Annotated in this window: 17 protein-coding genes; 11 read left to right on the forward strand and 6 right to left on the reverse strand. The window is 70.3% G+C overall.

From position 1 onward, the window contains the following. The first annotated feature begins 68 nt into the window (after window positions 1-68). Window positions 69-1,094 carry a bile acid:sodium symporter family protein gene (locus tag VQ03_RS19405; protein ID WP_048452540.1) on the forward strand — a complete coding sequence of 342 codons (1,026 nt, stop codon included), beginning with the start codon at window positions 69-71 and terminating at the stop codon, window positions 1,092-1,094. 501 nt (window positions 1,095-1,595) lie between these two features. Next, the gene (locus tag VQ03_RS19410) at window positions 1,596-2,831 is read left to right on the forward strand and encodes an O-antigen ligase family protein (RefSeq protein ID WP_048452541.1); all 1,236 of its coding nucleotides are present in this window, start codon (window positions 1,596-1,598) and stop codon (window positions 2,829-2,831) included. A gap of 16 nt (window positions 2,832-2,847) precedes the next feature. On the opposite strand, the gene VQ03_RS19415 is transcribed toward VQ03_RS19410, so the two are convergent. After that, window positions 2,848-3,525: a helix-turn-helix transcriptional regulator gene (locus VQ03_RS19415; protein WP_048452542.1), complete on the reverse strand. Its 678-nt coding sequence runs from the start codon at window positions 3,523-3,525 to the stop codon at window positions 2,848-2,850. An 89-nt stretch (window positions 3,526-3,614) separates the two neighbouring features. On the opposite strand from VQ03_RS19415, the gene VQ03_RS19420 reads away from it, so the two are divergent. From VQ03_RS19420 to VQ03_RS19445, 6 genes are all read left to right on the forward strand, one after another. Continuing rightward, window positions 3,615-4,220, forward strand: coding sequence for a hypothetical protein (locus tag VQ03_RS19420; protein WP_048452543.1), 606 nt, complete (start codon window positions 3,615-3,617; stop codon window positions 4,218-4,220). 199 nt (window positions 4,221-4,419) lie between these two features. Continuing rightward, on the forward strand, window positions 4,420-5,955 hold the full coding sequence (gene hisS, locus VQ03_RS19425) for a histidine--tRNA ligase (protein ID WP_048452544.1): 1,536 nt from the start codon (window positions 4,420-4,422) through the stop codon (window positions 5,953-5,955). A gap of 493 nt (window positions 5,956-6,448) precedes the next feature. Next, complete coding sequence (locus tag VQ03_RS19430) at window positions 6,449-7,576, forward strand: ATP phosphoribosyltransferase regulatory subunit (protein WP_048452545.1); 1,128 nt, start codon at window positions 6,449-6,451, stop codon at window positions 7,574-7,576. 11 nt (window positions 7,577-7,587) lie between these two features. Next, on the forward strand, window positions 7,588-8,565 hold the full coding sequence (gene hisG, locus VQ03_RS19435) for an ATP phosphoribosyltransferase (RefSeq protein WP_048452560.1): 978 nt from the start codon (window positions 7,588-7,590) through the stop codon (window positions 8,563-8,565). Between the two features lie 61 nt (window positions 8,566-8,626). Then, window positions 8,627-8,938: a hypothetical protein gene (locus VQ03_RS34325; protein WP_208605524.1), complete on the forward strand. Its 312-nt coding sequence runs from the start codon at window positions 8,627-8,629 to the stop codon at window positions 8,936-8,938. Then, on the forward strand, window positions 8,911-9,102 hold the full coding sequence (locus tag VQ03_RS19445) for a type II toxin-antitoxin system RelE/ParE family toxin (RefSeq protein WP_245292140.1): 192 nt from the start codon (window positions 8,911-8,913) through the stop codon (window positions 9,100-9,102). The genes VQ03_RS34325 and VQ03_RS19445 overlap by 28 nt, the downstream gene beginning before the upstream one ends. Window positions 9,103-9,132: 30 nt before the next feature. Here VQ03_RS19445 and hemA read toward each other — a convergent pair whose 3' ends face one another. Beyond that, complete coding sequence (gene hemA / locus VQ03_RS19450) at window positions 9,133-10,404, reverse strand: 5-aminolevulinate synthase (protein WP_048452547.1); 1,272 nt, start codon at window positions 10,402-10,404, stop codon at window positions 9,133-9,135. Window positions 10,405-10,941: 537 nt separating this feature from the next. Here hemA and murA point away from each other — a divergent pair. Both murA and VQ03_RS19460 read left to right on the forward strand, forming a co-directional pair. Next, window positions 10,942-12,231: a UDP-N-acetylglucosamine 1-carboxyvinyltransferase gene (gene murA, locus VQ03_RS19455; protein ID WP_048452548.1), complete on the forward strand. Its 1,290-nt coding sequence runs from the start codon at window positions 10,942-10,944 to the stop codon at window positions 12,229-12,231. 514 nt (window positions 12,232-12,745) lie between these two features. After that, entirely contained in the window at window positions 12,746-14,356 is a 1,611-nt protein-coding gene (locus tag VQ03_RS19460; RefSeq protein ID WP_048452549.1) for an ABC transporter substrate-binding protein, read from the forward strand. A gap of 592 nt (window positions 14,357-14,948) precedes the next feature. On the opposite strand, the gene VQ03_RS19465 is transcribed toward VQ03_RS19460, so the two are convergent. The 4 genes from VQ03_RS19465 to VQ03_RS19480 all read right to left on the reverse strand — a co-directional run bounded on the left by VQ03_RS19465 (window position 14,949) and on the right by VQ03_RS19480 (window position 21,455). Then, the gene (locus VQ03_RS19465) at window positions 14,949-16,391 is read right to left on the reverse strand and encodes a methyl-accepting chemotaxis protein (protein ID WP_048452550.1); all 1,443 of its coding nucleotides are present in this window, start codon (window positions 16,389-16,391) and stop codon (window positions 14,949-14,951) included. A 288-nt stretch (window positions 16,392-16,679) separates the two neighbouring features. After that, entirely contained in the window at window positions 16,680-20,099 is a 3,420-nt protein-coding gene (locus VQ03_RS19470; protein WP_048452551.1) for an acyl-[ACP]--phospholipid O-acyltransferase, read from the reverse strand. A 338-nt stretch (window positions 20,100-20,437) separates the two neighbouring features. Next, the gene (locus VQ03_RS19475; RefSeq protein ID WP_048452552.1) at window positions 20,438-20,710 is read right to left on the reverse strand and encodes a YiaA/YiaB family inner membrane protein; all 273 of its coding nucleotides are present in this window, start codon (window positions 20,708-20,710) and stop codon (window positions 20,438-20,440) included. Between the two features lie 40 nt (window positions 20,711-20,750). Beyond that, window positions 20,751-21,455, reverse strand: coding sequence for a PspA/IM30 family protein (locus tag VQ03_RS19480; protein ID WP_048452553.1), 705 nt, complete (start codon window positions 21,453-21,455; stop codon window positions 20,751-20,753). A 124-nt stretch (window positions 21,456-21,579) separates the two neighbouring features. On the opposite strand from VQ03_RS19480, the gene VQ03_RS19485 reads away from it, so the two are divergent. Further along, window positions 21,580-22,203 carry a TetR/AcrR family transcriptional regulator gene (locus VQ03_RS19485; RefSeq protein WP_048452554.1) on the forward strand — a complete coding sequence of 208 codons (624 nt, stop codon included), beginning with the start codon at window positions 21,580-21,582 and terminating at the stop codon, window positions 22,201-22,203. Window positions 22,204-22,401: the final 198 nt, after the last annotated feature.

Here is a 22,401-nt window from a genome sequence, read left to right on the forward strand (position 1 = left end):
CCCCGCGTACCCATCCGGGCGCCGGCCGATTAGGTAGACCGGGACCCTTCCAGATCCTCCGGCCCGCCATGCTCTCGCGCTTCCGCCCCGACAACTTCACGCTGATGATCGTCGGCGCCCTGATCCTCGGCAGCCTGCTTCCGGTGCAGGACCGGGCGGCCGAGTGGCTCGGCGTCTTCGCCGACGGCATGATCGCGCTCCTGTTCTTCCTGCACGGCGCGCGCATCGACCGCCAGACGGCGCTCGCCGGCCTGGTGCATTGGCGCCTGCACCTCGTGGTGTTCGCCTCGACCTTCGTGCTCTTCCCGATCCTCGGCCTCGCCGCCGGCCTGCTGAGCCCGGCCCTGCTGACCCCGGCGCTCGCCGCGGGCGTGCTGTTCCTGTGCGTGCTGCCCTCCACCGTGCAATCCTCCATCGCCTTCACGTCGGTGGCGGGCGGCAACGTGCCGGCGGCGATCTGCTCCGCCTCGGCCTCGAACATCCTCGGGATGCTCATCACCCCGCTCCTCGTCGCGGTGCTGCTGAACACGCAGGGGCACCACCACGGCTTCGACTGGGCGGCGGTGGGCAAGATCATGGCCCAGCTGCTCCTGCCCTTCGCGGTCGGCCAGCTCCTGCAGCCGCGCCTCGGGCCCTGGCTGACCCGGCACAAGCCCCTGACCATGGTGGTCGATCGCGGCTCGATCCTGCTCATCGTCTACATCGCCTTCAGCCACGCGGTGGCGACGGGCCTGTGGAGCCGCACGCCCCTGCCGGCGCTGGCCACCATGCTGGTCGTCGACCTCGTCCTGCTGGCGCTGGTGCTGTCGATCACGACCGCGGCGAGCCGCCTCCTCGGCTTCTCGAAGGAGGACGAGATCACCATCGTGTTCTGCGGCTCGAAGAAGAGCCTGGCCTCGGGCGTGCCGATGGCGAACGTGATCTTCGCCGGCCAGGATGTCGGCGGCATCCTGCTGCCCCTGATGCTCTTCCACCAGGTCCAGCTCATGGCCTGCGCGACGCTGGCCCGCCGCTACGCCGCCCGCCTGCACCGCGCGCCCGCCGCCGGGGAGGGCCCGGCCCGGACCGGCGTCGCGCCCGCCGCGGCGCGCTGACGAGGCTCGCGGCGCGTTGACGAGGCTCGCGGCGCGTTGACGAGGCTCGCGGCGCGTTGACGAGGCTCGCGGCGCGTTGACGAGGCTCGCGGCGCGTTGACGAAAGATTCACGTCGTCGCGCCATTCTCCTGGGGAGCCAAGTTGCGTACCGGCTCTCCTGGATGTCCGGCCCCGTCGCGCGTTCCGCGGCGGGGCCGCCCCATTTGATGGGGCTGATCGACGTTTTCGTGCGGTCCTTCCCACACCTGCGACCTCATCCCGAGATGCGGGCGATCGAAGATCGCTGAGCCGCGAAGGAGGGCTCCCGTACTCGCCGGGACATCTGGAGCCCGCTTCCGGGGCTCCTTTCAGTCGCGATCTTCGATCGCCAGCACCTCAGGATGAGGCCATGGGCGGGACGAGGTTTTCCGGATCTTCATAGTCCATTCACTGTGTCGCTTCAGCCGGCACACACCATCCTGCCGCTAGCCTCCCGGCGCCGTCACCCGAGGAGGCGCCCGATGAGCACGTTCGTCCTGCCGCGCCGCGATCTCGCGGCGATGCCGTTCCTGCGGCTCCTGCACGGGCTCGGCCTCGTCCTGATGGCGGCATTCATCTTCTTCGCCTGCTTCGCCTTCTCGGACACCTCGCCCTACGACATCGTGGCGATCCCCACCATCGTGCTCTGGGTCCTGCTCGGCGTGCGGCTGTACCGGGGTGCGGTGCCGCTCGTCGCGGTGCTGCTCGTCTATGTCGGCGCCACGGTGGTGGCCCTGATGCCCTATCTCGACGAGGAGCTGCCGCCGGTCTGGACCATGCAGCTGTGCTACCTCGCCGTCACCGGCATCTTCTTCACGATGTTCTTCTCCGACGAGAGCGACCGGCGGATCGAACTCGCCCTCAGGGTCTACACCGCCAGCACGCTCTTCTGCGCCGTCCTCGGCATCGGCGGCTATCTCGGGCTGATCGGCGACGAGGACCTGTTCAGCAAGTATGGCCGGGCCTCCGGCACCTTCCAGGACCCGAACGTGTTCGGCTCGTTCCTGACGCTGGGCGCCTTCTACCTGGCGCACGATCTGCTCACCGGCCGCGCCCGGCGCCCGCTCCTGTCGGGCCTCGGCCTCGCGATCCTGCTCGCCGGCGTGTTCCTGTCGTTCTCCCGCGGTTCCTGGGGCGGCACCGTGCTGATGGGCGCCCTGATGGTCGTGATGCTCTATCGCACCAGCACTCCGCATCTCCGCCGCCGCATCGTGCTGCTCGCAGGCCTCGCGGCGGGGTTCGGGGCCGTGGCCCTCGTCGGCCTCCTCTCCATCGGCGAGGTCCGCGAGACCTTCGCCAAGCGCGCCGCCGTCACCCAGGATTACGACGAGGGCGAGACCGGCCGCTTCGGCAACCAGCTGCGCGGCATCGGCATGCTGATCGAGGATCCGCTCGGGATGGGCCCCCTGCGCTGGCGCCGCACCTTCAACCTCGAGCCGCACAATTCCTATATCGGCGCCTTCGCCAATGGCGGCTGGGTCGCCGGCGTCGCCTTCGTGTTCCTGGTGCTGATGACCACCCGGGTGGGGTTCCGTCTGATGAGCCAGGACACGCCCTACCGGCGCCACGCCCAGATCGCGGTGCCGGCGCTCCTGATGTTCTTCCTCCAGGCGATGCAGATCGACATGGAGAAGTGGCGCCACGTCTACATGATGCTCGGCATGGTCTGGGGCTTGGAGGCGGCGCGGGTGCGGTGGTTGGCCGGCGGGGAAGCGTGAGCCGTCCGAACTGCCGTCAGAGGGTCGCGAGATAATCCTCGAAGCGCTTGCCGCGCTCGTGCCGGAAGGACTCGCCGGTGCTGCGGACGAGCAACAGGCGATCGACCCGGAAGTTGCGGAAGGCGCTGCGGCTCTCGCACCAGGCGGTCAGCAGCCAGGCCGTGTCGAAGAGGGTCAGGCCGAGCGGCCGCACGATCCGGCGGCTGCGGTTCTCCGCCAGATCCCGATACGCGATCTCCAGGATAGTTCGCCGGCGGATGCCGGTCCGCAGCACGGAGAGATGGGCGTTCGCCCCCGCGGCCTCTTCGGTCGGCCGGGACACGGCCCGGAGCGGGAGGCGGGTATAGGCCTCTTCCTTTTCCGGCTCCATGGAGGCGCCGACCTTGGCCGAGACGCGCCGTGCGGCGGCGGCGAGCGTCTCGTCGCCCCGTGCCGCGATGAGCCGCATCCCGAGCATGACCGCGTCCATCTCGTCGGGATCGAGATGGAGCGGGGGCAGGAAGCAGCCCTTGTCGAGCTGGTAGCCGAGCCCCGGCTCGCCGCGCAAAGGCGCACCCATGGCCTGGAGCGTCACCACGTCCCGGTAGATCGTCCGGGTCGAGACGCCGAAGGCATCTGCGAGCGCTTCGGCCGAGATCGGGGCCGATCGTCCGCGCAGATGGTCGAGGAGGGCGAAGAGCCGGAGGGTCCTCATGCAGGTCGGCCGCTACGGCTCCTGACGGAAGCTGTCAGGGGCAAGCGTGTATCGCGTCCGGCACCGGACAGGAACCGCGAGGTCGTCACATGCCAGAACCGTGCTACGAGATCGTCGTCTACGAGGTCGGCGACGCAGCGGACGCGGACCATGCCCGCGACCGGGCCAGGACGTTGCTCCGGCGCTTCCCGGGCTTTATCGCCTGGACCCCGTTCACCGAATGGGACGCCCCGAACCGCCGCGCCGATCTCGTCGCCTGGGCCGACGAGGCGCACGCGCGGGCAGCCGCGACGGCGGTCGGCACGGCGCCCGACTTCGCCGGGTTTCGCGCATCGGTCGCCACGCTCGTCAGCATGAGTCATTACCGTGCCCCGGACTCGACCCCAGACCTGGAGCCCCGGCCCGTCGCGGCGGGAGCTGGCGTCGAGGTCGGCCGGTTCCGCCTGAAGCCTGGGGTTCGGGAAGCGGAGATGCGCGCCGCCTATGCCGCCATGCTGGCCGGTCTCGCCGCGTTGCCGGGATGGCGACGCCAGCACCTCGTGCGGCTGGCGGACGGCCTGTTTCTCGATCTCGCCTTCGCGGAGGACCAGGAGCGTTCGGAAGCGATCTGCGCGGCCTGGGCGGGCAATCCCGCCTGCGACCGCTTCCTCGCCCTGATCGAGCCCGAGAGCATGGAATTCGGGACCATTCTCTGAGGTCGGCGGCGCGGAGATGCCGAGGGATGGCGCGGTGCGAGCCCCGCGGTAGGCAGCCGCCTCCGATTGGGCTAGAGCCCAGGCCGAGAGGGGTCGTCCGGGGCCGATCACGTCCCGGACCCCCGTGCCGAACTCCGCACCCGCCTCGCCCGTCCGTCGCGGGAGGCTAGTGCCAGACCGATTGCTCCTGCGAGACCCGATGTCCAAGCCCGCGAAGGCCGAGAAGGCCGCCACCCTCAAGCCCCGCCTGCCGCGCGGCCTCGTCGACCGCGGGCCGGCCGAGATCGCCGCGACGAACCGGATGCTGGACAAGATCCGCGAGAGCTTCGAGCTCTACGGCTTCGAGGCGGTGGAGACCCCGTTCATCGAGTACACCGAGGCGCTCGGCAAGTTCCTGCCCGACCTCGACCGGCCGAACGAGGGCGTGTTCTCGTTCCAGGACGACGATGAATCCTGGCTGTCCCTGCGCTACGACCTGACGGCGCCGCTCGCCCGCTACGTCGCCGAGCATTTCGACGCCCTGCCCAAGCCCTATCGCAGCTACCGCGCCGGCTACGTCTTCCGCAACGAGAAGCCGGGCCCGGGCCGCTTCCGCCAGTTCATGCAGTTCGACGCCGACATCGTCGGGGCGCCGACCGTCGCGGCGGATGCCGAGATCTGCATGATGGCCGCCGACACGCTGGAGAAGGTCGGCATCGGCCGCGGCGACTACGTGGTGAAGGTCAACAACCGCAAGGTCCTCGACGGCGTGATGGAGGCCATCGGGCTCGGCGGCGACGACCAGGCCGGGCGGCGCCTCACCGTGCTGCGGGCGATCGACAAGCTCGACCGGCTGGGCGCCGACGGCGTGCGCCTGCTGCTGGGCCCCGGCCGCAAGGACGAGAGCGGCGACTTCACCAAGGGGGCCGGCCTCGCCGACGAGGCGATCGAGCGCATCCTGCGCTACGTCTCGTTCCAGGCCGCCCCCACCGAGGGCGGCGACCGCCTCGCCTTCTGGGAAAGCTTCTTCGGCGGCTGGGGCGAGGTCGTCGGCTCCTCCGAGACCGGGCGCCAGGGCATCGCCGAATTGCACGCCATCATGAAGCTGTGCGAGGCGGCGGGCTACGGCCACGACCGGGTGCGGGCCGACCCGTCCGTGGTGCGCGGCCTCGAATATTATACCGGCCCGGTCTTCGAGGCCGAGCTGACCTTCCCGGTCGTGAACGAGGACGGCCAGACCGTGCGCTTCGGCTCGGTGGCGGGCGGCGGGCGCTATGACGGCCTCGTGGGCCGCTTCCGCTCCGAGCCGGTCCCGGCGACCGGGTTCTCGGTCGGCGTCTCGCGCCTCTTCTCCGCCCTCCAGGTGGTCCGTAGCCCGATCGTCTCGGGTCGGGCCGCGCCCGGCCCGGTGGTGGTGCTGGTGCTCGATCGCGAGGAGACCGCCGCCTACCAGGCCCTGGTCGCCGCCTTGCGCCAGGCCGGCATCCGCTCGGAGCTGTATCTCGGCTCGTCCGGCATGAAGGCCCAGATGAAGTACGCCGACCGTCGCGGCGCTCCTTGCGTCGTCATCCAGGGCAGCGACGAGCGGGCTAGGGCCGAGGTCCAGATCAAGGACCTGATCGAGGGCGCCAAGGCGGCGGATGCCATCGGCAGCAACGCCGAGTGGAAGGCCGCCCGGCCGGCGCAGTTCTCGGTCCCGGTGGACGAGATGGTCGCCCGGGTGGGCGAGGTGCTGGCGCGGCATTACGGAGGGTGAGAGCCTTTCCCGCTCGCAACTCGTCGTACCGGCTATCCCCGCGAGCGTAGGGCTGTCCGGGAAAAAGAATGGCGCGCCTCCCCTCTCCCGTTTGGGAGAGGGGTCGGGGGATCGAAGATCCCGCGTGAGGGTGGCTCGGCCTCCGGATAAAACACTGGACGTCGAGCTGCCGGCACCACGGTCCGAGCTTTACAGTGAAGCGCGCCACCCTGCGCGATCTTCGATCGCCACTACCCCTCTCCCACACCTTGCAGCGATACCGGGCAAGGATCTCTGGCAAGCCCGGCATCGCCTGGAGAGGGGATCCCGCGCTTGATGTTGAACGGCATTTTCCCCGGACAGCCCTGCCGCCCACGGGGAGGGGGATTTCCTGCGATTCACCCGATGACCGTTGACTATGCCAACCCTCCGCAGAGGGCCGCACACCCCCACGGTCGCCAAGCCCGCCCGCGGCTGCTACAGGGCCGTCCGAGACTTGCAGGTGTTGTGACCAATGACGGGTAACGGAGCCGCGGCCCCCCGGCCGGCGGCGGCGCACGAGGCGCTTCTGGCGCTGTTCGAGGACCGGGGCTACGCGCGGGTCGAGCCGCCGGTGCTGCAGCCGGTCGAGCCGTTCCTGGAGCTGTCCGGCGAGGACATCCGCCGGCGCATCTTCATCACCCAGGACGGCGCCGGGGCGGAACTCTGCCTCCGGCCCGAATACACGATTCCGGTCGGGCGCCACCATCGCGCCGTCGCCGACGGGCGGGCGGCCGATTACAGCTATCTCGGCCCGGTCTTCCGCCTGCGGGCGGCCGAGCCCGACGAGTTCCACCAGGCCGGCATCGAGTCGATCGGCCGGACCGACGTGCCGGCGGCCGACGCCGAGATCCTGGGCCTCGCCCTCGACGGGCTCGACCGGCTCGGACGCCGCGACCATCAGGTCCGCCTCGGCGACATGGGGCTGATCACCGCGCTCCTCGACGCGCTGAACGTCCAGCCGGCGGCCAAGCGCCGGACGTTGCGGGCGGTGGCCGCCGGCCGCTCCCTCGACGAGATCGCCGCGCCCGTGGCGGTCGACGCGGCCCATGCGGGCCTTCTCTCCGCCATCCAGGGCCAGGACCCGCAAGGGGTGCGCGCCTTCGTCGAGGACGTGCTCGCCATCGCGGGCATCAGCCGGGTCGGCGGCCGCACCGCCGGCGAGATCGCCGAGCGCTTCCTCGCCAAGGCGGCGGCGCATGCCGAGGGCGGCGCCGGCCTCGGGCCGAAGGCCCGCGAGGTGCTGGACGCCTACCTCGCCCTCACCGGCGATCCCGACGCCGCGGCGCTCGCCGCCCGCGACCTCGCCCGCCGGGCCGGGCTCGACGACCCGAGGCTCGAGGCGGCGCTCGCGCTGTTCGAGGAGCGCAACGGCTTCATCGCCGCCCGCGGCCTGCCCCTCGAGCGCTTCGTCTTCACCGGCAGCTTCGCCCGCAACCTCGACTATTATACCGGCTTCATCTTCGAGGTCGCGGAGGAAGGCGCCAAGCCCCTGGTCGGCGGCGGGCGCTACGACGGCCTGCTCCAGCACCTCGGCAGCCAGGACGCCCTGCCCGCCGTGGGCTGCTCGTTCTGGCTCGAACGCCTGGAGGGGGTGCGGTGATGGCCGACACGATGACTGACGGTCCCCTGGTCCTGGCGGTGCCCTCGAAGGGCCGCCTGCAGGAGAACGCCGCCGCCTTCTTCGGCCGCGCCGGCCTGACGCTGGCCCAGACCAGCGGCGCCCGCGACTATCGCGGCCGCCTCAAGGGCGTGGACGGGGTCGAGGTGCGCTTCCTCTCGGCCTCCGAGATCGCCGGCCAACTCGCGAGCGGCGCCGCCCATCTCGGCATCACCGGCGAGGACCTGATCCGCGAGACCCTGCCGGATGCCGCCGGGCAGGTCGAGCTGCTGACGCCGCTCGGCTTCGGCCAGGCCACCGTGGTGGTGGCGGTGCCCCAGGCCTGGATCGACGTGCGCTCGATGAGCGACCTCGACGAGGTGGCGAGCGACATGCGGGTGCGCCACGGCAAGCGCCTGCGCATCGCCACTAAATACGTCAACCTGACCCGCCGCTTCTTCGCCGAGCACGGCGTCGCCGATTACCGCATCGTCGAGAGCCTGGGCGCCACCGAGGGCGCGCCGGCCTCCGGCAGCGCCGAGATCATCGTCGACATCACGACCACCGGCGCCACGCTCGCCGCCAACGCCCTCAAGATCCTCGACGACGGGGTGATCCTGCGCTCGGAGGCGAACCTCGTCGCCTCGCTCGCCGCCTCCTGGAGCGAGACCCCGCGCCGGGCCGTGCAGGCGGTGCTCGGCCGGATCAGCGCCGAGGAGCGGGCCCGCACCACCCGCGAGGTCCGGGCCGGGATGCCGGCCTCGGGCGAGATCGACCTCGCGGCGCTCGCCGCCCTGCACGAGGCCGAACTGCCCTACGGCGCACCGGAGGGACGGGGTGAGATCGTCCTGCGCTGCCCCGCCGATGCGGTGTTCGGCCTCGCCGACGCCTTGGTGCAGGCGGGCGCCCAGGCGGTGAGCGTGCGGCGGATCGACTACGCCTTCGCGGCGGAGAACCCGCTGGTGGAGCGGTTGCTGGGGCGGTTGTCGTAAGGAGCCTGGGTGCCTGTCCACGCTACGATCCGCGGATCGGAGACGAACGGGGCGCCCGGCGATGACGGAGTTGCTGCGGCAAGCGTTGGCGGTGCTGGAGAGGCTGCCGCCCGATCGGCAGGACGATCTTGCCCGGGCGCTTCTCGCCTATGCGCGTGATGGCGCTTCGGGCGATGAGGAGCCCGAGGACATGAGGCCCGACCATCTGGCAGCCGTGCTTGAAGGCATGGCTCAGGCGGAGCGGCGTGAGTTTGCCGTCGGCGATGCCGGGGACAATGTGAAGGCTGCGTTATCGATGCGATCGGCCGCTACATCAACGCCCGCAATCCGGCCGCTGCCAAGCATGTGGGAGAGGCTATTCGCTCGGCGTTGACGAGGCTGACTTTGCACCCGCAGGCCGGGCGCATGGTCGGGAAAGGCCGGTATCGGCTCGCGGTACCGCGCCTGCCCTGCCTGATCTTCTACAAAGTGGATGTGGCGGACGAAGCGGTGCAGATCGTCACCATCCGCCACGCCGCCCACCGGGAGGAGCACTGACGGGGACTGCCAGTGCTCCAGAGAAAGGGCCTACTCCGCCGCCTCGACGAACACCGTCCCGGCCCGCGGCAGGTCGAGCGCGTCCCACACTTCCACCAGCGCCTCCGTCAGTGCCGCGATATGCGCCTCGCCGTGGAACGGGGAGGGGGTGATGCGCAGGCGCTCGGTGCCGCGGGGCACGGTGGGATAGTTGATCGGCTGGATGTAGATGCCGTGGCGCTCCAGCAGCCGGTCGGCCGCCGCCTTGCACAGCTCCGCATCGCCCACCATCACCGGCACGATGTGGGTGTCGGTGGCGAGCACCGGCAGGCCGGCATCGAGGAGCGACGCCTTGGTGCGGGCGGCCTGGCGCTGATGCGCCTCGCGCTCAAGGCCCGACTGCTTGAGATGGCGGATCGACGCGATGGCAGCCGCCGCGATGGCCGGCGGCAGCGCCGTGGTGAAGATGAAGCCGGCGGCGTGGCTGCGCACCGCGTCGCAGAGCGCCGCCGAGCCGGTGATGTAGCCGCCGACGCAGCCGAAGCCCTTGGCGAGCGTGCCCTCGATCACGTCGACCCGGTGCATGACCCGGTCGCGCTCGGCGATGCCGGCGCCGCGGGGACCGTAGAGGCCGACCGCGTGGACCTCGTCGAGGTAGGTCATCGCGCCGTAGCGTTCGGCGAGGTCGCAGATCTTGCCGATCGGCGCCACGTCGCCGTCCATCGAGTAGACGCTCTCGAAGGCGATCAGCTTCGGCCGGTCGCCGGCCGCGATCAGCAGCTCTTCGAGATGGGCGAGGTCGTTGTGGCGAAAAATGCGCTTGTCGCAGCCCGACTGGCGCACGCCCTCGATCATCGAGTTGTGGTTGAACGCGTCCGACAGGATCAGGCAGTTCGGGATCAGCTTGGCGATCGTCGAGATGCCGGCCTGGTTCGAGACGTAGCCGGAGGTGAAGACGAGGCCCGCCTCCTTGCCGTGCAGGTCGGCGAGCTCGCGCTCCAGGTCGACGAGGGGCGAGTTGTTGCCGGCGATGTTGCGGGTGCCGCCGGCGCCGACGCCGCAGCGCTGCGCGGTCTCGGTCAGGGCGCCCACGACCGCCGGGTGCTGGCCCATGCCGAGATAGTCGTTCGAGCACCACACGGTGATCTCGCGGGTGGAGGCGTCCGGCCGGCGCCACTGCGCGGCGGGAAAGCGGCCGTTGATGCGCTCGATATCGGCGAAGACGCGGTAGCGGCGCTCGCCGTGCAGGCGCTCCAGGGCGCCGCGGAAGAGAGCCTGGTAATCGGTCGCGCTCTGACGGGTCTCGGGCCGGGTCTCGGGCATCGTGGTCCTTCGCGGGGCTGGCCGGACGGCACGTCCGGGGCGGGACCGGGCGGGGCTCCGGAACGGAGCCCGTCCGCGCGGGGGCAGGCCGGGGAGGCCGGTTCCCGCTGATCGCGCCTTGATCTCGCTCAAATGCGACGGCTTTGTCTTTTGAAAAAGTCGAGGGCGAGGGCTGCGTTCTGACGCCTCCCGCACGGGCACGGAAGCTGGAAATTGGTCATGGCGACGAAGGGTCGCGCGCGATGAGCGGGCAGGGTGACGCGACGCGGGAACAGCGGCTGAAGGCCGCCCTGCGGGAGAATCTCAGGCGCCGCAAGGCGCAGACGCGCGGGCGTGAGACGACCGGGACCGAGGCGCCCAGGACGGAGGCGCCCGGCGAAGCGCCGCCGCAAGCAACCGTGGATCGAACCGGCGCAGATGAGCGTTGACGGGCAAGCGTAGCGGTAGCATCGCTGCGGTGCAATAAACGGGTTTCGGATCAGGGCGCGCTTTCACAGCGCGCAGGACGCGCCGCGTTGCGCGAGGGACGTTGTCACCATGGATCGCATCCACATCGTCGGCGGCAAGCCGCTTCACGGCATCATCCCGATCTCGGGCGCCAAGAACGCGGCCCTGCCGCTGATGATCGCCAGCCTGCTCACCGGCGAGACGCTGGAACTGTCGAACGTGCCCCGGCTTGCCGACGTCGCCTCGCTCCTGCGCATCCTCGGCAACCACGGCGTCGACCACATGGTGGTGGGCAAGCGCCCGGGCCAGACGACCGAGGCCGGCCAGACGATCCGGCTCACCGCCTCGAACGTCATCGACACCACGGCGCCCTACGACCTCGTCTCGACCATGCGGGCGAGCTTCTGGGTGATCGCGCCGCTGCTCGCCCGCTTCGGCGAGGCGCGGGTGTCGCTGCCGGGCGGCTGCGCCATCGGCACGCGCCCGGTCGACCTCCTGCTGATGGCGCTGGAGACGCTCGGCGCCACGATCGAGATCGACGGCGGCTACGCGGTGGCGCGCACGAAGAACGGCCTGCGCGGCGGCGAGATCAAGTTCCCGAAGGTCACGGTCGGCGGCACCCACGTCGCCCTGATGGCGGCGGTGCTGGCCCACGGCACCACGGTGATCGAGAACGCCGCCCGCGAGCCGGAGGTGGTGGACCTCGCCGCCTGCCTGACCCGGATGGGCGCCCGGATCGAGGGCGCCGGCACGCCCCGGATCGTCGTCGAGGGCGTCTCGCGCCTCTCTGGCGCCCGGCACGCCGTGCTGCCCGACCGGATCGAGACCGGCACCTACGCCATGGCGGTGGCGATGACCGGCGGCGACGTGACGCTGGAGAACACCCGGGCCGACCTGCTGCACAGCGCCCTCGACATCCTGGCCACCACCGGCACCGAAGTGACGCCCCTCGACCACGGCATCCGGGTGCGCCGCAACGGCCACGGCGTCGCGGCGGTCGACGTCACCACCGATCCGTTCCCGGGCTTCCCGACCGACCTCCAGGCCCAGTTCATGGCCCTGATGACCAAGGCCAAGGGCCAGTCGCGCATCCGCGAGACGATCTTCGAGAACCGCTTCATGCACGTGCAGGAGCTGGCCCGCCTCGGCGCCAGGATCCGGCTTGAGGGCGACGTGGCGGTGGTCGAGGGCGTCGAGCGCCTCAAGGGCGCCCCCGTGATGGCGACCGACCTGCGCGCCTCGGTGTCGCTCGTGATCGCGGGGCTGGCCGCCGAGGGCGAGACCCAGATCAACCGGGTCTATCACCTCGATCGCGGCTTCGAGGCGCTGGAAGCCAAGCTCGTGCGCTGCGGCGCCGAGATCCGGCGCGAGCGGGTCTGACATCCTGTCGCCCGGCGGAGATTGCCTCCGCCGGGCTTGCACAAGAGCACGGGTGGCCGTCTCGCGGCTGCTTCCGCTGCGAGACCGGCCGTCCATGCGCGTTCCGGCGCTGCGCCCGCGATGACCGGCGAGCCGGGATGCCGTCCCGCGCGCATCTTCGCAATCTCGTGCTGTCACGCTGCCGCGATTCGGCCAGAACCGCGAGGGCGACGGGCCACACTCATCCCCGCCGGCGCCGAGGCGACCGATGCCCCGTGACGAGGGCGGGCGGCGCGGGTGAGACAGACGGACCGCACGTCGATGGATCGTCCGGCCGCGTGCGGGGCCGGCGACCAACGCATCGGCTCCACGCGAAAAGACCCCCGCTTCGACGAGTGGCGCGTACCACAGCCGGGCTTCGGCTCGGGAGCTTCGGCTCGGGAGCTTCGGCTTGGCGCCCGTGTCGTGCGTTCGCCGCGCCCGTCTCCTCGACTGCGCCGTCGTCCGACCGGCTTGCAAGCAAAGGGCATCAGGGATGCGCGACTCCATCTCGAACTGGACCTCCCGCGACGAGGCGCGGATCGAAGCCGCCTTGCGGCGGGGGGCCGACCGGCGCGAGCTGCTGCGGATGCTCGTCTCCGGCGGGATCGGCTTAGGCTCCGGCGCGGCCCTGCTCGGGCGGGCCGGGACGGCGCTCGCTGCCCAGCCGGTCAGGGGCGGCCACCTCAAGGCGGCGGGCTTCTCCACCTCCACGGCCGATACGCTCGACCCGGCCAGGGCCTCGAACGGAACCGACTACGCGCGGTGCTGCAGCCTCTACAACCGCCTGACCTTCATGAACGGCGCCGGCCAGATCACGATGGAGCTGGCCGAGAGCGTGGAGAGCGCCGACGCCAAGGTCTGGACGGTCCGCTTGCGCAAGGGCGTGACCTTCCATGACGGCAAGAGTCTGACCGCGGAGGATGTCGTCTTCTCGCTGAAGCGCCATCTCGACCCCGCCACCGGCTCCAAGGTCAACGCGATCGCCCGCCAGTTCGCGGCGGTGACGGCCCTCGACGCCCGCACCGTCGAGATCGCGCTGGCCGCACCCAATGCCGACCTTCCGACCATCCTGGCGCTGCACCACTTCATGATCGTGGCCGACGGCACCACGGATTTCTCCAAGGGCAACGGCACCGGCCCGTTCGTTCTCCGGGAGTTCAAGCCGGGTGTCCGCTCGATCGCCGCGCGCAATGCCAATTACTGGAAGGCTGCCGGGCCGTTCGTCGACTCGTTCGAGTTCTTCGCGATCTCCGACGAGCCGGCACGGCTCAACGCGATCCTGTCGGGCGACATCCACCTCGCCGCCAACCTCCATCCGCGATCGATGCGGATCATGGCGGGCAATCCGGCCGTCATTCCCTTCGTCAGCAAGCTCGGGACCTATACCGGCCTCAACCTGCGGCTCGATCTGGCGCCGGGCGACAGGGCCGGGGTCGTGGAGGGCTTCAAGTTCCTCGTCAACCGCCCGGTGATCCAGAAGTCGGTGTTGCGTGGCCTCGCCGAGATCGCCAACGATCACCCGATCCCGCCCTGGCATCCCTCTTTCAACGCCGAGCTGAAGCAGCGCGAGTTCGATCCCGAGCGCGCCAAGTCGCTGTTCAAGAAGGCGGGGGTGTTCGGCCAGGACATCCACATCGTCGCCTCCGACGCGGCGAACAACTCGCTCGATTACGCCGCGATCATCCAGCAAGCCGCGGGAGCGATCGGCCAGAGCGTCGTGATCGATCGGGCTCCGGCGGATGGCTACTGGTCGAACCACTGGCTCAAGGATCCGATTCACTTCGGCACCATCAATCCGCGGCCGACGCCCGATATCCTGTTCTCGCTGTTCTACCAGTCCCAGGCCGCGTTGAACGAGAGCCGGTTCAAATCGGACAGGTTCGACGCGATGCTGCTCGAAGCCCGCGGCCTGCTCGACGAGCCCAAGCGCAAGCAGATCTACGGCGAGATGCAGGCGATGGTGTCGAACGAGGCGGGAACGGTCATCCCGGTCTTCCAGTCGAACGTCGACGGGGCATCCCCGAAGCTGAAGGGGCTGGCGGCGAACCCGCTCGGTGGCATGATGGGATCGGGCTTCGCCGAATATACCTGGCTGGAGGCCTGACACGCTGTCCGGCGTGGCAGATCCAAACATTCATGTCTGGGAGCCTGTTCGATGGGCCGCTACAGATCTCAAATTCGCCCCGTCATTCCGGAATCCGCTGGGCGGCCCCGGGGTGATGTGGAGAGATGTTGACCTGTGTGCCTGATTGATCGCTGCAACCGCCGCCACACGCTCTAATACCCACGGTCGTTGAAAACGACCTTTGGCTCCGTTCTCGAATGTTCGCCAAGAAGGTCCTGGATTTCCCAAGGTCCCGGACATCCGGGCTTGGTGTCGAAAATTCGAGTTGGATCAACGGCCTCGTCGATCTCGGGCCTGCCCGAGATCGAGGTTGATGCTCGGGCCTGCCCGAGATCGAGGTTGATGCTCGGGCCTGCCCGAGATCGAGGTTGATGCTCGGGCCTGCCCGAGATCGAATCGATGCGTCAGCATCTTGGGCCGCTGGTATAAGTCGGATCGTGGCTGGAAAGCTTGACCCGGCGGCTGAACCGCTCTGTCGTGCGCCGTGGACGGGCGCCCGGGCATTGCTCACGGTCTTTGCTTCTGCCGCATTGTCTGCGACGAACCGGTATCCACTTCGTCGGAGAATGCTTCAAGCGAGCGCCCGGGCCGCCTGTGCCACCTTGGCGACGGACAGGCTGACGTCCTGCGTCGCGTCGCTGGCGCGCTCCATGGCGTGGCGGACCTCTGCGACGCGGCCGGCCGCCCTCTGCATGTTGTCGGACATGTCGCGGGTCACCGCGACCTGCTCGGCGACGGCCGACGAGACCCCGGTCGAGATCCCGTCGAGTTGGCCGATCGTCCGGATGATGCCGTCGAGCGCGCCGGCGGCGCGTGCGGTCGCTCCCTGCACCGCCTCGATCTGCTGGCCGATCGCCTGGGTCGCCTGGGACGATCGTCCGGCCAGCGCCTTCACCTCCGCGGCGACGACCGAGAATCCTCGGCCGGCCTCGCCCGCCCGGGCAGCCTCGATCGAGGCGTTGAGCGCCAAAAGGTTGGTCTGGTGGGTGATCGAGCGGATGAGGGAGGCCGCTTCGCCGATGCGCTCGGCCGCCTCGGTCAGGCTCGCGATGGTGATGCTCGCCTCCCGCGCCCGGTCCACCGCCTCGCCGGAGGCGGTGCGGGCATCCTCGGCGTGGCGGCCGAGCTCGTCGATCGAGGCGGCCAGCTCCTCGGCGCCGGCGGCGACCGCCTCGACATTGCCGAGCGTCTGCATCGCCTCCCCGGTGGTGGCGCGCAGCTCGGCCGAGACCGCCGAGATCGCCTCGTCGATCGCCGCGAGATCGGCATCGATGGCCTGCTGCCCCGCGGCACGCCGGATTCGGTCCCGCACCTGCCCGGTCACGTCGGTCGCGACCTTGACGATGGCGCAGGGCTTGCCGTCGCGGTCGAGGATCGGGTTGTAGCTGCCGACGATCCAGACGTCCTTCTCGCCCTTGCCGCGCCGGTGGAACTCCCCCGCCCGGTACTCCCCGGCCGCCAGCGCGGCCCAGAATTCGGCATAGGCCCGCGCCGTGCGGTCGGACTCGAGCACGAACAGCCGGTGGTGGTGCCCGACGACCTCGTCGCGCCGGTAGCCCATCAGGCCGAGGAAATTGTCGTTGGCCTCAAGGATCGTGCCGTCGAGCGTGAAGCGGATCACCGCCTGCGACCGGTCGAGCGCCGCGATTTGGCCGTCGCGGAGCACGGCCTGCTCGATCTCGGCGGTGACGTCGGCGACGTACAGCGCGATCCGGGTCACCCGCCCGAGGCGATCGCGGACCGGATGGCAGGAGGCCCGGATCCACAACGGCCGGCCGTCCCGCCTCGCGCCCCGGAACTCGCCGGCCTGGAAGAGGCCGCGCTGCAAGGCGTCCCACGCGATGCGCCAGCGTGCCCCATCCCGCTCGGCCGGGCTCAGCAGGAGCCTGTGATGCCGACTGACGATCTCGCCGCGATCATAGCCGAACACGTCGAGCGCGCGGGCGTCCGCGGCCAGGATCAGCCCGTTGCCATCGAGTTCGACGCATCCATGCACGTGAGACTGGGCATTCATGACGTAAGGACCTTATAGGATATTATTCTTATTATTGGCGTTCAAAAAAATGTCTGACGCGGATTAAATCGTCATGTGCGGGTCGGCGCAAGGGAATTCGCTGGACAGGATGCCAATTGATCAAAAATGATCAATATGTGTCATACGATCACAGGAAATGATCTCGAATTTTCTATTTTGCGTTGCGGATTGTCAAACCTGCGACCTGAGATAGGCCGGCATCGCCCTCGGATACCGGCGTCGCCGGGTCCATGGAGACCGGGCGAGGCCGACATCCGAGGGATACGCTCAGGCCGCGACCTCCGCCGGCCGGGTCCGCTCCGCGGCGAGCCGGGCCACGGCGGCGAAGTCGACCTTGCCGGAGCCGAGCTGCGGCAGCTTGTCGACGGTCACGATCTCGGCCGGCACCGCGAGTTCGCTCAGGCCCCGGGAGCGGGCCTCGGCCTGGAAGGCGCTCCGCGTCGCGTCCTTCCTCTCGGTCACCAGCACCAGGCGCTCGCCCTTGCGGGCATCGGGCAGGGCCGCGACGGCGCTGGCCGCATCCGGGTAGAGTTCGGCGGCGACCGCCTCGACCGCGGCGAGCGAGATCATCTCGCCGCCGACCTTGGCGAAGCGCTTGGCCCGGCCGCGGATGGTGACGAAGCCCTCCGGGTCGATCGTCACGATGTCGCCGGTGTCGTGCCAGCCCTCGGGCGGCGCCTCCAGCACGCCGGGGTTCTCGGCCCGCAGGTAGCCCAGCATCACGTTGGGGCCGCGCACGAACAGGCGCCCGCCCTCGGCGACGCCGGGGACCGGCTCCAGCCGCGCCTCCATGCCGGGCATGATCCGCCCGACCGTGCCGAAGCGGTTGAACATCGGGGTGTTGAGGGCGAGCACCGGCGCCGTCTCGGTCACGCCGTAGCCTTCCAGGATGCGCAGGCCGAATTTTTCGGCGTAGGCCTTGCGCGTCGCCGGCTTCACCGGCTCGGCCCCGGCCAGGATGTAGCGCAGCGAGCGGAAGTCGTAGGCGTGGGCGGCGCGGGCATAGCCGGCGAGGAAGGTGTCGGTGCCGAACAGGATGGTGGCGTTCGCGCCGTAGACCAGCTCCGGCACCACCCGGTAATGCAGCGGCGAGGGGTAGAGGTAGACCGGCACGCCGGAGACCAGCGGCAGCACCAGCCCGACGGTGAGCCCGAAGGAGTGGAACACCGGCAGGACGTTGAACACCTTGTCGGTGCGGCCGAAATCGATCCGCGCCTGGGCCTGGGCGGCGTTGGCCAGCATGTTGCGGTGGGAGAGCACCACGCCCTTCGGCGTGCCCTCGCTCCCCGAGGTGAACAGGATCGCCGCCGGGTCGTCCGGGCGGCGGGGATGGATCGCCCGCCGCCAGCTTAGGAAGCCGCGCAGCTTGTCGAGCCGGCCGACCTGCCCGCGGACATCCTCCAGGTAGACGATGTTCAGGCTCTGGCTCAGCGCTTCCAACAGGCCGTCGAGGCGGCCCTTCTGCACGAAGGCCCGGGAGGTCACGATCGTGTCGACCTCCGCCGCCTTGCAGGCATTGAGGATGTTGGTCGCGCCGGCGGTGAAGTTGATCATCGCCGGCACCCGGCCCGCCGACATCACGCCCAGCACCGTGACGGCGGCGGCGTTGGCGTTCGGCAGCATCACGCCGATGGCCCGGCCTCGCGGAGCGAGGCCTCCGAGCTTGCCTCCCAGCACCCGGGCGCCCATCAGCAGGCGTCGATAGGACATTTTTCCTGATACGGGATCCTCGACCGCGACCCGGCTCCCGCCCTCGCGCTCGGCCGCCTGGACCACCGCGTCGAACACCGTGCGGTCGATCGGCGCGGTGCGGAAGATCAGGTCCGACATCACCCCGTACAGGGCGGCCCCCGCCGCCTGCCGGCGGGCTTTGCCCTTCAGGCCTGCATCGACGTCGAGCCGCACCGGCTCCAGCACCGTCACGGTGAATTTCGGCCACCAGCGCCGGCGCATCTGGGCCCGCGACAGGCGCGAGAACACGGTCTGCTCCGGCCCCTCGATCTTCACCGGCACCACCGGCACCCCGGACTTGTCGGCGATGAGGCCGGCGCCGTCATAGACCTTCATCAGGCTGCCGGTGACGGTGAGCCGCCCCTCGGGGAAGATGATCAGGGTCTCGCCGGCCTTGACGGCGTTGATGAGCGTGCGCGTCGCCATCGGCTTCGTGGGATCGAGGGGCAGCGCCCGGGTCAGCCAGAGGAACGGCTTCACCCACCATTTCTGCGCGATGGTGTGGTCGATGGCGAAGGTCGGGTCGCGCTCGGTCAGCGACAGGGCGAGGCCCGCATCCAGGAAGCTGACGTGGTTGAGGGCGATGATGGCGTTGGGCCCCGCCTTCTCGATGTTCTCGAGCCCGCGCACCTCCAGCCGATAGAAGGCCCGGAAGAGGATCGACAGGAAATCGCGAAAACCGCTCGTCGGCAGGACCGCCAGGATGGCGAGGCCGGCGAGAAGGTTGGCAATGCCGACGATCAGGAACTGCCCGGAGGAGGACAGGCCCGCCTTCTGCAGCACCGCGAGGCCGACGGCGCCGAGCACGATGAGGGCGGCGGCGAGCACGTTCGAGGCCGCGATGACGCGGGCGCGGCGCTCCTTCGGGGTCCAGGCCTGGAGCGCGGCGAAGGACGGCACGATGAACAGGCCGGCGGCGGCGGCGAGCAGCACGAAGTCGATCGCGATCCGGACGCCGCGCCAGGAGCTCAGGAAATCGAAGGCGCCGACGGGAGAGGAGGGCGGCACGCCGGTGGCGGCGACATAGGCCAGATCCAGGGAGACGACACCCATCGCGAGCGCCGCGATCGGCGTCGGCAGCATCACGATCCGCCCGGCGCAGAGCCAGGAGGCGAGGCCGGAGCCGAGCGCCACGCCGATCGAGAACAGGGCGAGCAGGGCCGTCACCACCGTCTCGTCGCCGCCGAAGGTGCCCTTCACCAGAGCCGGCAGCAGGGCGAGCACCACGGCGCCGACGAGCCAGAACCAGCTCGTGATGACGCCGGTGCGCCACAGCCGGGTATCCTCGTAGAGGTCGCGCATCAGGCTGCCCGTGGAGCGCAGCACGTTGCGGTCGACCTGGAGGTAGGGCGCCGCCTCGCCGGTCTTCGGGATCGCGAGGCTGGCGAGCCAGCACAGGACCGCGAATCCCATCACCAGGAGCCCGAAGGCATGCGCCCCGCCATGGGTGACGGCGAGGCCGCCCGCGATGGTGCCGCTGAGGATGGCGAGGAAGGTCGCCGCCTCGATGAGCGCGTTGCCGGCCGGCAGCTCGGCCCGGGCCAGGTGGTCGGGCAGGATGCCGTACTTGATCGGCCCGAACAGGGCCGCCACGATCCCGAACAGGATGAGGGCCACGAACAGGATCGGCACCGAGGCGAGCCAGAAGCCGAGGACCGCGACGCCCGCCGCGACGATCTCCGCCGCCTTGAGGCGCTTCGCGATGAAGGCCTTGTCGTAGCGGTCGGCGAGCTCGCCGCCGAGGCCCGAGAGGAAGAAGAACGGTGCGATGAAGGCCGCGCCGGCCAGCGTCACCAGGGCCGCCGAGCCGCCATCCGCGCCGCCGCCGACCCCGCCCGCCCCGAACATGATCAGGAACACCAGGGCGTTCTTGAGGAAGTTGTCGTTGAAGGCGGAGAAGAACTGGCACCAGAACAAGGGCGCGAAGCGCCGGCTGGCCATCAGCGATCCGGACATGGGGGGCGTTCCTCGCTCGGTGACGATTCATGCGTGGAGGCCGGGCGCCGCCGCGGCAGGAGACTGCTTAGCCGGTAAACCCTAATCGGTTTTCTTGCCGCGATCTGCGGCGATCCGATGTCACTGTCCGCGCGCCTCCTTCCCCCGGCAAGTCCCTCCCCCGGCAAGTCCCTGCCTTGGCGAGTCCCTGCCTTGGCAAGTCCCTCCCCAGGCAAGTCCTTCCCCAGGCAAGTCCTTCCCCGGCAAGTCGGCGCGTGAGGAGGTTCGGCGCCGGCGCGCCGATGCCCGTTCGGACTCGCCCGGCCCCGCGAAGGATCCGCTCGCGAGGGCTCGCGGGTTCACTCCTTGCCTATCTCCATCAGCAGGCGCTCGGCCCGGGCATCCTCGATGCGGTTGACGAGGCGCTTGCCCTCGTGGACGTCGCGCACGGTCTTGACCAGGGTGATGCAGGACTGGACCAGCATCGTCACGCCCATGGCGAGGTAGGCCTTGGTCCAGAGGTCGAGGGGCAGGAACAGGATGCCGCCCGCCACCATGATGGCGGCGCCGATGAAGGAGGCGTAGGTGAACGCCACCCAGGCTGAGGTGTGCTGCGGGTTCTGGGGGGTCATGATGGGGTCTCCTCGAGAGGATCGTCAGGGAACGGGGCGGTCAGGCGGCGCCGGTCGGGGCCTGGCTCCGCGCCTTGGCGCGCAGACGCTCCATCACGCTGCCGGCGCTCGGCCGGGTGCGCGGGCCGAAGCCGGCCTCCTCCAGGCGCTCGCACAGGGATTCGGGCGCCGCCGCCTCGATGATCGTCAGGGCCTCGTCGGAGGCGGCCTCGGCCGCTTGCGCCTCGCGCAGGCGGCGGAGGGTGGCCTGCGCCTCGGCGAGCGCCGCCGGGCTCCCGCCGCCTTGCCCGCGCCGGGCCCGCAGGCGGCGCACCGCTTCCGATGCCCGGGCGATGCGCTGGCCCCGCTCCAGCTCGGCGAAGAGGTGGGTGCCCTTGCGCACCGCCCGGCGCAGGGCCGCGACCTCCGCCGCGTAGGCCGCGCGGGTCGTCTCCAGCGCCTTCGCTTCCTGCTCCATCTCGGCCAACGCCTCGGCGGCCTCGGATGCCAGGTCCTCGCGCCCGCCGGAGAGCGCCGCGACCGCGCTCGCCTCCAGCGCCGCGATGCGTTCCGCGAGGGCGGCCTGACGCTTCGCGTCGGCGGCCTCCTGGGCGATGGCGAGCGCCAGGGTCCGGCGGCTGTCGTCGAGGGCGGCGGCCGCGTCGCGCAGCTGCTGCTCCAGGATCAGGAAGGCGTGCTGGTCGTGCAGGTCCTCGGCGGCCCTGGCGGCGGCCCCCCGGACGAGGGTGGAGAGGAGGTTGAGCATCGTCGGCTCCGGGTTCGTGAACGTTGTTCACGAGCGCAGATTTCCACAGCTCTGAACGTTGTTCAAGCGCAAATTTGAACATCGTTCACGAAGGTGCGAAAACGCACGGGGAGGCGGATACGGCATGCGCAACGACGACAGGCGTGAACGGCTGCGGACGGCCCTGACCGACGCGGCCGAGGCCACCATCGCGGCCGACGGCCTGTCGGCCCTGAAGGCCCGCGACCTCGCCAAGGAGGTCGGCTGCGCCCTCGGCGCGATCTACACGGTGTTTCCGGACCTCGACGCCCTGATCCTCACGGTGAACCTGCGCACGCTCGCCCTGTTCGAACGGGCGATCACGGCGGTGCGCATCGCACCGGAGCCGGAGGGCCCGGCGTCGCCGGCCGAGCGGGACGCGGCGGTCGAGACCCTGGTACGGCTGGCGGTGGCCTACCTGCACTTCGCCGCGGCCAACCCGGCGCGCTGGCGCGCCCTGTTCCAGCACCGGGTCACGCACGCGCTGCCCGATTGGTACCTCGTCGAGCAGGTGCGCCTGTTCCGCTACATCGAGGCGCCGTTGCGGATCTTGAAGCCCGATCTCGGGGATCGCGAGCGGGCGCTGCTCGCCCGCTCCCTGTTCTCCGCCACCCACGGCCTCGTCAGCCTCGGCCTCGACGAGAAGCTGATGGTGCTGAGCGAGCCGGTCCTGCGCGGGCAGATCGAGATCGTGGTGGGAGCGCTGGGGCGGGGGTTGGCGGGGAAGTAATGTCTTGCCGCTTCACTGATGAATCAGGATGAAGCGCGCTCCCCTCTCCCGGACGGCAGGACTGCCCGGGGAAAGGGATTGCGCGGGTTTCTCCCTCCCCCTCTGGGGGAAGGGTGCCCGGCGGAGCCGGGCGGGAGAGGGGAACCACGCTTCCGGAAATGACTGAGCCGTTTCGAGGGGCGCCAAGCCCTGAAGCGT

The sequence above is a fragment of the Methylobacterium tarhaniae genome, assembly GCF_001043955.1.
Classification (GTDB): Bacteria; Pseudomonadota; Alphaproteobacteria; order Rhizobiales; family Beijerinckiaceae; genus Methylobacterium; species Methylobacterium tarhaniae.